Below are 12,694 nucleotides of genomic sequence, written 5' to 3'. Positions count from 1 at the left end.
TTCGATGGTACTCCGGTGACTGAGGTAAGAATAGCATATTTACCGGATTGCCCTGGCTGCTGCCAGCGATTATTAAAAACTTCTGTTGGTATATTCAACATATTACCTGCGGGTACACCTGAATAAAACGGACTAATGCCCATTTGATTTTTATAATATAAGTCAACAGTCAGGGAGAGATCTTTATACCGAAATATATTGCTCATACCAACGGTGAACTTTGGATCCCTGTTCATGACGATATAACGGTCATCAACTCCGGCACCCGGGTGTCCAGTAGGATTTGTATTAATCGATCCATCCCGATTATGATCTTCATAAACATATTGACCTGTCATCGGATCAAGACCAATATAATGGAGCAAATAAGTATCATTTACCGATTTACCAACCACATACTGCGTGGCATAACTGGAGAACTCCAGGTCTGGATAACTTAACAGAATGTTTTTATTGAACGATACGTTCAAGTTTGAATTCCAGCTGAAATTATTCATCCTGACCGGAACGCCACTAATCTTAAAATCCCACCCGCTATTCTGAACAACGGCAGGCCAGTTGGCCGTTACTGTAGCATATCCCGTAAACAGAGGTGTTGGATAGTTGGTCAGCTGATTGCCACAACGATTCCGATAATAGCCTACATTGAAAATAAAGTCCTTGAATAATTTTACCTCAACGGCTAAATCGAGCTTTTTATTCACCTGCCACTGAAAATTTGGGTTTACGGCATGCAAATTAATCAATGGAGTAACTCCACCATAAGGATAAGCCGGAACACCGTTATTTATATTAGACCATTGGCTGATGTATTGATAATCGCCCACACCATCACTCCCCGTAAGGCCATAGCTTCCGTTAAACTTTACAAAATCAATAAAGGAAGGAAGGATATTTTTGACCCAGGATTCCTCAGATGCAATCCATGCAAGGCCCAAAGATCCAAAATTCCCAAACCGTTTTCCAGGCCCAAACCGTGAAGACCCATCTCTTCTTCCGCTGAGGTTAATGATATATTTCCGGTCCCAGAGATAATTGAGCCGGCCAAATACAGCGGCGTACCTAAGCTGTCCGTAGGTATCCCCCATAATCATCACCGTAGGTGCAAGCTGAAGGGACCCCAGGAGGTTATCGTCCGTATAGCCTAATCCATAAGTATTTTGTCCCGAAGTAACAGTCTTACTTAATTCGGTCCCGAAAACTGCCGAAAAATCTCCTTTTCCTATGGTGCTGAGATAGCTCAGCTGCGGCTGAATGTTCCAGGTTTGGTTGTTATTCGTTCCGATATTCAAAGCCCCGGTTGGATTAAATATTGGATTTTGTGCCGTAATGGGTGATTTGGCATCGCTTTTCTGACTACTTGTATTAAAACCCAAAAGACTGGTAATTCTAAATCCGTTGAACAGTTCGTAAGAGAGGTTCAGCGAGCTCGCCACTAAAGTTGTTCTTGAAGTTGTTAAAGCTTTAAGTGTACCAAATGGATAACTATACGGAAGTCCAACATCATTCCACTCTTTATAATTTAATTCCCCATTGTTGTCATAAATGGGTGGCGCATTCGGAGGAAGAGTGGCCACCGATGGGGTAGAGTTTATGTTAACATCTGAATAGGTATAATTAACGCTCAGGTCCGTTTGTAATCTTTTGTTAAAGGCTTTATTGTTGATACCTAAGGCTACGCCCGCTGATTGATCTGATCCACTCACAGTGAGTATGGAGGTTGAACGTCTATAGCTAGGGCTGATACTAAATTGTGTGTTTTCGTCCCCCCCTGAAATCGATAAATAAGTTGTCGTTATATGACCCGTATTTCCCCATAATGCCTTTTGCCAATTGGTATACCTTGTGGTATCCCATCCTACAATATCAGGGGCATTTTGTAATGTTAATGGAATTCCGTCATTTTTAAATGCTTCTTTTCTCATCTTCACATAGTCTTTGGTGTTTAGCATATCCCAATACCGGGTAACTCTGGAAATCCCATGAGTAATCCCGGCATTTATCCTTGTCGGACCAGCCTTCCCCTTTTTCATCGTAATCATGATCACGCCATTAGCACCCTTTGATCCATATATTGCCGTAGCATCTGCATCTTTCAAAACATCAATGCTCTCTATATCCAGAGGGTTGATGTTAAATAATGGACTTTGTCCATTACCTGCTGTGTAACTGCCATTCTGGATGAGTCCCGGCGATCCATTTTCATAACTGGCCGTCCCCCCAACGTTCAAATAGGTGAGTGGGACACCGTCAATGACATAAAGCGGATCTGATGGATAATCGGGACTAATAGTAGCACGGCCGCGGATCTCAACCTTTACTGTGCCACTGGCGTAACCTGTAGCTGGTGTTACTGTCATCCCGGGTACTTTGCCCACCAAAGCCAGAAGGGGGTTCATTACGGGTTGTTTTGCAATTTCCTCAGCAGTAACCGAGGTAATATTACCTGTCGAAAAGCGGCGACTGGTTTTTCCATAAGCCATTACCTGTACTTCATCCAACTTAGAATCACTCAATTTCAGTCTGATCTCCAGTACACGGTTGCCGATTCCAACTTCCTGGGTGATATAGCCCATGAAGGAAACTTGCAAGATTGCGCCATCAGGGACATCTTTTAAAAGAAACTCCCCGCGGGCATTGGTTATGGTACGGGCTTTTCCGTTTTTCACCGAAATGGTAGCTCCAGGTAATTGCAATCCCTCAGCATCCAGTACATGTCCGCGAACATCTGTATCTTTAAAAACACCTGCAATTTTCTCCAAAATGGTGGGTGCTTTTGCCTGTACAACGATAGACTTTTTGGTGATGGAATAGGTTAGAGGAAGTCCTTTAAAAATTTCTTTTAAGGCGTTGTCCAAAGATTCATTTTGAAGCTTTACATCCACCTTGAAAGCGCTCAGATCGGTATCTTTCCAAAAGAAATTATAGCCGGTCTGCTTTTCTATTGTAGAGAAAACAGAGGTAAGTGCTGCATTATTTTGCTGAATAGTAACATTTTGCGAGTATCCAACAGCCGACACTTGTACACAAGCGATGGTGATAATGAAAAAAATCAGTTTCATGACCAAAATGGTTTTACGCATCAACCGCCCCGTACGCCAGGGGGTTTTCGCATATGAGTATAAATTCATACGTTTGTATTGTTTGGGTTTGGATTAATTTTCAAGAATTATTCATCAGTCCGATTTTATCGGATAAGGGTAACCCAGGCGCAATTCCGGGGAAAAGTGTCGAAGCCTTCCCCGGATTTTGTTTTGCAGAGCTACCTCTTTAGAAAGCTAACCGCTTTGTTGTAAAAATTTCTTCATTTTGGTTGGTTGGTTTTTGGTTGATTATTTAGTTGATTATCTTTTTCAGCGTTATTGCATGACTATTATTTTCCTTCCCTCTATCCTGAAATGGACTTTACCTAATTCGAGCACCTTCAATACTTCCGAAAGGGTATAACTTCTTTCAATTTTCCCATAAAACTGTTCTTCCTTTACAGGCCCTTCATAGACTACGTCTACATCATACCAGCGCGCAATCTGACGCATTAAGGTCCGGATATCGGTATGATCAAATTTAAACAGACCATCTTTCCAGGCCACCACTTCATCTGCATCGACTTGTCTTACGCTGATCTGCTGATCTTGTGCTAAAACAGCCTGTTGATTGGGTTTAAGCAATGTACCATTTACATTTACACGGCCTTCCAGAAGCGTGGTTTTCACATCAGGCTCATCTGCATAGGCATTGATATTGAAATGTGTTCCCAGCACTTCAACAGTCTGCCCCCGGCTGATCACCTTAAATGGCTTGTCTTTGTTATGTGCTACTTCAAAATATCCTTCTCCTGTTAACTCCACAATTCTATCTTTACCTTTAAACCGGGTTGGATACTTCAAAGAAGAAGCTGCATTCAGGAATACTTTCGACCCGTCTGCGAGCGTCAAACTATATTGACCACCCTTTGGGGTAGACATCATATTATAAACAGACTCCGCTCTTTTTCCAGCTTCTTCCTGATAAACCAGTTCTCCTTCGGCTGTCTTTTTAATCAGAGCATGGTCTTCCCTAGCCAGATCTCCGTTGTTAACATCGGTCAGACTGATCTGCTGCCCATTGGCTAAAGTTAAAATGGCTTTATTGGATCCCGGATTAACATCACTGTATTTACTGCGGTCCAGGATGGTATGCTGATCCGCAGACGGGTGGTTATAATAAAATAAAGCTGCTCCAGCTATCAGAATCACAGCTGCCGCTGAAGCGATCCTGGGCCATAATCTAAAGGGTTTGGATGGTGGTTCACTTTGAATTGGATGAGCAAGACCTGCACGACTGAAGGTCTGTTTGCGCAATTCGTTTTCTATGCGGTCAAAATTGATTTCATCCTCTTCAAGAACAAGGCTGTCTGATTTTTGCATATACCAGTTTTCCAGTCTGGCCTGCTCTTCTGCGGTGGCCAAACCCTGGTTATATTTCCGAATCAATTCTTTTGCCTGTTGCTTATCCATAATTTTTCGAGGTTAATTTACAGGTAAACGGGTGAAAGTAATTTTGGGGGTAGAAGATTTTGAAAATAATTTCAGCTTAGCGGAACAACAGCAAAATCCAAATGCCAACACCCACATCGTTGAGTTTGGGTTTTATAGCTTTTAAGGCATTTTGGACTTGTTTTTTAACCGTTTGTTCTGAAATATTAAGCTTGGATGCTATTTCTTTGTGAGACAGGTCTTCTTTCCTGCTCATCTCAAAGATTTCCCTCATTTTTGGGGGAAGTTTCTGGATTTCTCTTTCCAGAATCTCCAGTATACGCTTTTCATCAATAGTATCTACCTGGTCATTTCTGGGATCAGAAAGAAAGGCTGCAATCTCCCCGATGTAGTCGCTCCGAACTTTATTTTTTTCAATCAGGTCAAAGACCCGGTTCCGGGCAGCGGTATAAAGTAATCCGGAAATATTGGTGTTGTTCTTTATCGCCGCAGCTTTTAACCATAGATTACTAAAAACTTCCTGAACAACATCTTTTGCATCATCTTCCTCGCGGATCATTTTATAAACATGAGCGTAGATCAATTTCCAGTACCGATTGTAAATTTCTGTAAATGCGGCCTCATCTCCTTCTCTCAGCAAAGCAGTCAATTCAGGATCAGGAAGTGCACTATAAACAACCATAAGACTTATCTATTATTCTAATTTGGGAGGATTTACAAACAATGTTAACAAATTAGGCTGAAATTAATAGTGTTTAAATTTCGATTTTTAGCCTTTAAGACGATTAACCCAGGCAAATTTGCTCCTTAACCAAGTCTTACAGCAGATTTTGTACATAACCTATTCCTCTTTCTCTCCTATTCATATCACGTTTGATGTACATGCAAGCCAATACGAACAAGATACGAATCTGACCCGAAGCAGACTGCTATCTCTTATCCGCCGCAAGTTCGATCCAAGACTTCAAATTTTGGGAATGATTTAGACCCCTGATGGCTTAGTCGACAGACAGACCAGCAAATGGGAATAAATTCAGGAATAAAGTTTTTGGCAGGGTCCATAAATTTAAAAAGCCTGTTATCATACGACAACAGGCTTTTTAATGTTTTTGATCTAAGATTTGCGGACCGGACGGGACTCGAACCCGCGACCTCCGCCGTGACAGGGCGGCATTCTAACCAGCTGAACTACCGGTCCGTTGTTCCCTTTCGGGATTGCAAATATAGAGCCTTTATTTATATTCACAAACTATTTTTAAAAATAATCGTAACTCACTAAGCTACAGATCCTTCTTTCATTTTTTCTGCATTTTCAGCAAACTGTAAAGCGTCGATCAGTTCCTGAACACCACCATCCATCACCCCATTAAGGTTATATAAGGTCAAACCAATACGGTGATCGGTTACCCTTCCCTGTGGATAATTGTAGGTTCTGATCTTAGCCGAACGGTCTCCTGTAGATACCATCGTTTTACGACGGGCAGCAATATCTCCGTTTTTCTTCTGTAGTTCTATATCATACAGTTTACTGCGAAGCATCTCCATCGCGATCACCCGGTTACCCAGCTGTGAGCGTTCTTTCTGACAAACTACAACAATACCGGAAGGTCTGTGTGTCAGCTGAACTTTAGTTTCCACCTTATTTACGTTCTGACCACCCGCACCACCAGATCTGGAAGTCTGCAGGTCAATATCTGCAGGGTTAACGTAAAGGTCAATCTCTTCAGCTTCAGGCAATACCGCCACCGAAGCTGCCGATGTATGTACCCTGCCCTGAGTTTCGGTATCAGGAACACGTTGTACACGATGAACACCCGATTCATATTTCAATTGTCCGTAAACGTCTTCACCGCTTACTTTAAGGATCACCTCTTTGTAACCACCGGCAGTACCTTCAGTTACATCTATGGTTTCTACAGACCAGCCTTTTTGCTCAAAGAACCGGCTGTACATTCTGTACAAGTCACCTGCAAAAAGAGCAGCTTCGTCACCGCCTGTACCGCCTCTGATCTCAAATACTGCATTTTTAGCATCCTCAGGATCTTTAGGGATCAGCATCAGCCGAACTTTTTCTTCCAGTTCTTCCTGTTGCTTTAGTAAAAGTTCCAGTTCCTCTTTAGCCATCTCACGCAACTCCGCATCTTTCTCATTGGAAAGAATGTCTTTATTGGCATCGATGTTACTCATCACATTTTTGTAGATCTTATACTCGTCTACTATCTTACCTAAATCTTTATACTCTTTATTTAAAGCTGCAAAACGCTTCATATCCTGAACGGTATCAGGATTACTCAACTGCTCTTCTACATCCTCCCAGCGCAATTTAATGGCTTCTAATTTTTCTAACATATCGTTCTAAAGAAAATTATTTTCATTCACTTTTATCCCCGGCAGTAAACAAACAGCCGGATGTATAGCGTAGCGTTATTTATTTGGACCACAAAAATAAGGTTTTTCGATCAATTATTTCGACTCAAAATAATTAAGGCATAGCTCATTGCCATCAAAAACAGCATAAGAATAAAAATTAAGCCATTCACCAAGGTTGACATAGCGGCTGTTTTCACTCAACCGCAGGTCTAATGGTAAATGACGGTGCCCAAAAATAAAATAATCATAATGGGTTTTCTGCAAGACCTCTTTGGCATAAACCGCTAACCATTCGTTCTCCATTCCCATGAATTTTTCTTTACTCACCCCATCGGGCGTCGTACCTGCAGCCCGGCTACTGGATGACCAGCCATTGGCGATACCCATTCCTATTCTGGGTGGCACCAGTGAAAAAAGCCACTGACAAACCGGGTTTCTGAATATTTTGCGGAGAAATTTATACTTGCGGTCGCCAGGCCCTAATCCGTCGCCATGATGAAGGTAAAAACGCTTTCCGTTTCTTTCCATTTCAAATTCATCACTGATGATCTGTATGCCCAGTTCTTTGGTAAAATAATCATTTACCCACATGTCATGGTTCCCCTTAAAGAAATAGATCTTAATGCCCTGGTCAGACATCTGTGCCAGTTTACCCAGCAAACGGACAAAACCTTTGGGAACTACCGTTTTGTATTCAAACCAGAAATCGAAGATATCTCCCATTAAAAAGAGCTCACTGCAGCTTGGTTCTATGTAATTTAACCACCGAACAATACGATTTTCCCGGGTCCTGCTGGTCTTTTCATCAGGAGATCCCAAATGGAAATCAGAGGCGAAATATATGTTTTTTACCATCTCTGAGGGCAAAGATAAACAAATTTCGATCGGTGTTTTGTCAAAAAGTTCTAGGAGTTATATAGAATATTTCTTGATAACCCGTTTATTCAAACAAAAGTTTGTAAATTCGCCCCAAAATTTAAATACATGATTTCTACAGATATAGCCATCATTGGCGCCGGCCCCGTAGGTTTATTTGCGATTTTTGAAGCAGGATTACTCAAAATGCGTTGTCATTTAATAGACTATCTTCCACAAGTCGGAGGACAGCTTTCTGAGATTTATCCCAAGAAGCCAATTTATGACATTCCTGGTTATCCAACTGTTTTGGCACAGGAGCTCATTGACAACCTGATGGAACAAGGTAAACCATTTCACCCTGGTTTTACTTTGGGCGAGCGCATTGAAGGCCTGGAGAAACGTGGCGAAGGCGATTTTGTACTGACCACCAATATGGGAACGATCATTGAATCGAAAGTGGTGGTTATTGCAGGCGGACTGGGTTGCTTTGAACCCCGTAAACCCGCAGTTGCAGGGCTTGAACAATTTGAAAATGGGCGTGGTGTAAACTACATGATCCTGGATCCTGAACAGTACCGGGGACAGAAAATGGTGATTGCCGGTGGTGGTGACTCTGCCCTGGACTGGACCATCTTTTTAGCCGATGTTGTAGAAGAACTCACCCTGGTTCACCGCAGTGAGAGCTTCCGTGGTGCACCGGATTCTGTAAATAAAGTAATGGCTCTTGCTGAAAGCGGACGCATCAACTTAATATTAAACAGCAATTTAAATTCTGTTTCAGGTTCTGGAAATTTGGAGAATGTGGAAATCATTCATAACAAATCTTTAGAAGTAACCAATGTGGCTGCCGACCACTTAATTCCTTTATTCGGATTAAGCCCTAAATTGGGTCCGATTGAGCAATGGAACCTGAACATCAACAAAAGTGCGATCGAGGTGAATACAGACGACTATTCAACCAATATTCCTGGAATCTACGCTATTGGAGATATCAACACCTATACAAACAAATTGAAATTGATCCTTTGTGGTTTCCATGAGGCTGCGTTAATGAGCCACAGCGCTTACCAGTACATGAACCCAGGCGTTAAATACACCATGAAATATACTACCGTTAATGGCGTAAGCGAATTTTAATTATGGAAGAGAACAACATTAATATACACGTACAAAATGCAGATGGCAGCTTAACCACTCTGGAAGCACCTGTTGATATGGGGCTGAGCCTGATGGAGTTTTTAAAAGCTTGTGAATATGATATTTTAGCAACCTGCGGAGGTATGGCACTTTGTGCAACCTGCTGTGTGGATGTAATTGAAGGCGAAGACAAACTGAACGAAATGTCTGACGATGAGTACGCTATGCTGGATACTTTACCAGATGTATTACCGAATTCAAGACTGGCCTGCCAGTTACAGTTAAACCCTGCTATGGAGGGTTTAACTGTAAAATTACATGGTGGATTAGACTAGTTATCCATGGCCAGGTTTTTCCTGGCCGGATCTCCAATCGTTTTATATTCTCCTGTACCTTTTAAGATTACAAGCATTTTAGGTGTATTGTTCAATACAGATTTTGCTGCTGCAAATTCCTTATCATACTGAAATGCTTGTACTACTTTTCCTTTTTCAAAATAGTACCTGCTTACAATCTGTGTTTCCAGCGCTTTCCTGATTTCTTCCTTATAGGTATAAAGGTCTTCTTTTTTAGCAGTTTGCATTTTTGATCTTAGATCATCCAGATCGGCCTTCACAGCAGGCAGGTTATTTTCTTTCTCTGCTTCTGTCCTAAGATCAGACAATAAACGTTCTGCATTCGAAGTATACTTATAATCTTTATCTGCAAGTGAGCTTACAAATTGCTCGTAATCCTTATCTGAGACTTTAAAGTCTGCTGCAGGAGCAATAGACTTATTGCTTTTCTTATAGGAATTGGCAAAATCAAAGAAGAGATTTTTACTGATCAGTGAAATGGTGATGGGACTATATTTTTTGGCATCTACAAATACGTCAGGATAAATTCCGTTCCCGTTATACACATTCCTGCCACCTTTGGTGCTGAATTTTGTAATCAGCGAATCGGCTATTTTAACTCTTTTACCTCCTTCACCTTTACGGGAATAATCTATTGCCTGGATACATCTGCCAGACGGGGTAAAATATTTGGCTACAGTAACTTTTACAAGGCTGTTGTATGGCAGATTAAAGGTTTGCTGAACCAGTCCTTTTCCATAACTCCGCTGACCAACAATGACAGCCCTGTCCAGGTCCTGCAAGGCGCCTGCAACAATTTCTGAGGCCGAGGCGGAAGAACCGCTAACCAAGACCACAAGAGGCACCTGTGGGGCTATAGGGTCACTAACCGTTTTATAACTGATGGTCTTCTCCGGATTTCTTCCTTTCTGGGTAACGATGAGCACATCTTTATTCACAAAAAGATTGACAATTTTAACAGCTTCCTGCAAGATGCCACCTCCATTATACCTCAAATCCAGTACAATTCCTTTAGGTTGTTTCTTCGTCAGGTTCTGCACGGCATCTTTTACTTCCTGCGCTGAATTCTCCAAAAATTTATCCAGCCGGATATAAGCAATATCATCTACTATCCCGGAATAAGAAACATTTGGCAGTTTAATCTCTTCCCGGATCAAGGTCTTGTTTAAAACCACGCCCTCCCTGATGATCAACAGGTCTACAGAAGAACCTTTTGGTCCTCTGAGCAATTGCGTAACCTGACTTCTGTCTTTACCCTTCACTTCCACTCCAGCAATCCGGACAAACTGATCTCCGGGCCTGACGTCTTGTTTATTGGCGGGATAACCTTCTGTCACTTCATTCACAAAAAGTTTTCCTTCAATAAAGACTGTGCTCGCGCCTATCCCTCCGAACTGGGTACTGACATACTTTAGCTTATAGTCTTCTATTTCAGACTCAGGAATATATTCTGTATAGGGATCAAGTCCATCCAGCATGGCATCAATACCTGTTTTCATGAGATCCGAGGGGTTTGTCTCATCTACATAATTAATGCTGACTTCCTTGTAAAGGGAGGCAAAAATATCCAGGTTTTTGGACACCTGGAAAAGGTCTTCTTTAAAAGACCAGGTCAGCGCAGCGGTTGCGATTAACCCGGCAGCAATAAAGGGTTTATATTTTATCATAATCTATTACCATCTGGATCGGCCAAAGCCTTATTGATGGTAAATTCAACATATTTCCTGTCTCTTTTGATCAGGCTCATCAACTGATTCACCAATTCTTCTTCCTGCCCCGGGGTAAAGGAGATGTTCTCCCCTGCCAGTTCACGGTACTTTCTTAAAAATTTGATCTTAACTTTTTGCGCTGTTTCAGGAGTAAGTGTAAAATTTGCCATAATGCAAAAATATAAATAATTGTAATACGATAAATCTTATTTATGAGCGGGTGCCCCTTTTATATCCAAATCTTTTATTTTCTCCCTGATTCTTCTCATAAAGGATATGCCCGGATCGGTTTTTTCCGTCCTGTAGCCTGAATCCGTTTCTTTCCATAGCGGAGTTCCCCTGAACAAATTGTACTCATAATGCCCAATTACATATTCTATCGGATACTTTCTCTTTAAAGACCGGATGAGTTGTTCATTCGCCTCTAACTGCGCTTCAGTTAAGGGCCATTTCTCTCCGCCAACATTTTCAACACCAATAGCGCAATAGTTTAGTCCAATTACATGTCTGGCCAGAATGGTATCCGGCAAGAGCTGGTAAATGGTTCCGTCACGGTCAATAAGATACTGCGAAGACACGTTTAAGCTACTTGCAGAAGTGAGTTCTCTCCTGGCTCCTGGCAGAGTAGAGGTATTGAATACGTTAAAGGTTTTTTCCACAGAGGGGATTTCGGTCCAGTGAAGCACAATCATAACAGGCTTAATAGCAGGCTCTGTTTGTTGTAGTCCATGCCTTTTCTCTAGGTATTCTAGTGAAAGCTGTTTTCTTTCTTCATCAAAGACAATGGGCTTCTGAATAACCGGATAGGTTTTTTGAGCATAAGCTCCGGATATGATCAGCAAGGCAAGCAGTGTGAAGAGGGTTGATTTATTTAGTATTGAAATCGGTTTCATATCTACAATAATAAGGACAAAGGCCCTTTTGAAGGGCCTTTGTTGGTAAAAAGAATTAATTTTTATCCCACCATAATGGGGTTAATAAACGATATTTTTCAGAGTTGTCTCCCACATTATCCGGGTTACGGGTTTGTTCATTGGTCTCATATACCATGCCCCTGATCCACTGGTTGTCATTATTCGCGTCGAAGATCACGGTATTAAGGTTTAAAGGCCTTTTTAAAGAGGGACCATAAATGGCTTGGCTAAAATCAGACCGACGCATATCTACCCAGGTTTCAGGATTAAGACAAAGCGTGATGTATTTTTGACGCATAATATGGCTCAAGCCCTGTGTAAGATTTGCAAAATGTGCGGCCAGACCATCTGTTAACTGAGCACTCCAATAAGAGGCTATTTCTGCCTGAGTAACACCCAGTTTACGCATATTGGATTTCACCCCTTCTTCATAGGCGGTTAATGCCCCACTGATATCTCCTGATCTTAATCTTGCCTCCGCTTCAATCAGTTTCACTTCTGAATAAGTGATGAATGGAAAAGGAGACGTTTGTTTGGTATAAAAACCGCTATTGCTAAAACTGCCATAATCATTGCCATTGGTCTTTGTTGCGTCTCCGTTTTGTCCGTTAGCCAGAATTCCCTGTCCACCTACCAGTCCGCCACCAGATCTTAAACCTCTATACTGACCATCAGATAGTGCCGGCTTCATGATCCTGCTGATCCGTGGATCTTTTACCATGGTATTGCTTACCGGTAATGAGGTCAGCATATTCACAAAGAACTGGCTCCAGGTGAAATACCTTGGGTCATAATCAGAACTGTTAGGATCTGTTGTTGTGAGTACAAATCCCCCCCAACTATACCATGGATTCTCATCGGTTTGCAATCCACCT

General features: G+C 41.8%; 11 protein-coding genes and 1 tRNA gene. 2 read left to right on the top strand and 10 right to left on the bottom strand.

The window, feature by feature from the left end:
* From VNZ46_RS20505 to VNZ46_RS20480, 6 genes are all read right to left on the bottom strand, one after another.
* On the bottom strand, positions 1 to 3,131 hold a 3,131-nt coding region (locus VNZ46_RS20505), incomplete at its 3' end, for a SusC/RagA family TonB-linked outer membrane protein (RefSeq protein ID WP_325562099.1).
* Positions 3,132 to 3,359: 228 nt separating this feature from the next.
* Complete coding sequence (locus VNZ46_RS20500) at positions 3,360 to 4,496, bottom strand: FecR family protein (RefSeq protein ID WP_325562097.1); 1,137 nt, start codon at positions 4,494 to 4,496, stop codon at positions 3,360 to 3,362.
* A 76-nt stretch (positions 4,497 to 4,572) separates the two neighbouring features.
* Positions 4,573 to 5,157 (bottom strand): RNA polymerase sigma factor, encoded by a 585-nt coding sequence (locus VNZ46_RS20495; protein WP_199082517.1) that lies wholly within the window; start codon positions 5,155 to 5,157, stop codon positions 4,573 to 4,575.
* A gap of 442 nt (positions 5,158 to 5,599) precedes the next feature.
* Positions 5,600 to 5,673, bottom strand: a tRNA-Asp gene (locus VNZ46_RS20490).
* 77 nt (positions 5,674 to 5,750) lie between these two features.
* Positions 5,751 to 6,824 carry a peptide chain release factor 1 gene (prfA, locus tag VNZ46_RS20485; RefSeq protein ID WP_199078598.1) on the bottom strand — a complete coding sequence of 358 codons (1,074 nt, stop codon included), beginning with the start codon at positions 6,822 to 6,824 and terminating at the stop codon, positions 5,751 to 5,753.
* Between the two features lie 114 nt (positions 6,825 to 6,938).
* Positions 6,939 to 7,700: a UDP-2,3-diacylglucosamine diphosphatase gene (locus tag VNZ46_RS20480; RefSeq protein WP_325562093.1), complete on the bottom strand. Its 762-nt coding sequence runs from the start codon at positions 7,698 to 7,700 to the stop codon at positions 6,939 to 6,941.
* Positions 7,701 to 7,829: 129 nt separating this feature from the next.
* Here VNZ46_RS20480 and VNZ46_RS20475 point away from each other — a divergent pair, with 129 nt between their 5' ends.
* A complete protein-coding gene (locus tag VNZ46_RS20475) occupies positions 7,830 to 8,840 on the top strand; it encodes an NAD(P)/FAD-dependent oxidoreductase (RefSeq protein WP_325562091.1) in 1,011 nt (336 codons plus the stop codon).
* A gap of 2 nt (positions 8,841 to 8,842) precedes the next feature.
* The gene (locus VNZ46_RS20470) at positions 8,843 to 9,175 is read left to right on the top strand and encodes a 2Fe-2S iron-sulfur cluster-binding protein (RefSeq protein WP_325562089.1); all 333 of its coding nucleotides are present in this window, start codon (positions 8,843 to 8,845) and stop codon (positions 9,173 to 9,175) included.
* On the opposite strand, the gene VNZ46_RS20465 is transcribed toward VNZ46_RS20470, so the two are convergent.
* From VNZ46_RS20465 to VNZ46_RS20450, 4 genes are all read right to left on the bottom strand, one after another.
* Positions 9,172 to 10,863: a S41 family peptidase gene (locus tag VNZ46_RS20465; RefSeq protein WP_325562087.1), complete on the bottom strand. Its 1,692-nt coding sequence runs from the start codon at positions 10,861 to 10,863 to the stop codon at positions 9,172 to 9,174. The two genes, VNZ46_RS20470 and VNZ46_RS20465, sit on opposite strands and share 4 nt — an antisense overlap.
* Positions 10,860 to 11,075 carry a hypothetical protein gene (locus tag VNZ46_RS20460; protein WP_108554861.1) on the bottom strand — a complete coding sequence of 72 codons (216 nt, stop codon included), beginning with the start codon at positions 11,073 to 11,075 and terminating at the stop codon, positions 10,860 to 10,862. The genes VNZ46_RS20465 and VNZ46_RS20460 overlap by 4 nt, the downstream gene beginning before the upstream one ends.
* 36 nt (positions 11,076 to 11,111) lie before the next feature.
* Positions 11,112 to 11,798, bottom strand: a complete 687-nt coding sequence (locus VNZ46_RS20455) for a peptidoglycan recognition family protein (RefSeq protein ID WP_325562085.1) — start codon at positions 11,796 to 11,798, stop codon at positions 11,112 to 11,114.
* Positions 11,799 to 11,853: 55 nt separating this feature from the next.
* Positions 11,854 to 12,694, bottom strand: an 841-nt coding sequence (locus tag VNZ46_RS20450) for a SusD/RagB family nutrient-binding outer membrane lipoprotein (protein ID WP_325562083.1), incomplete at its 5' end; no start/stop codon positions are given.

Origin of the sequence: Pedobacter sp., from assembly GCF_035566355.1 — a bacterium.
Classification (GTDB): domain Bacteria; phylum Bacteroidota; class Bacteroidia; order Sphingobacteriales; family Sphingobacteriaceae; genus Pedobacter.
Note: the sequence above shows the minus strand (reverse complement) of the source record. Positions and strands in the feature narration are given on the sequence as shown.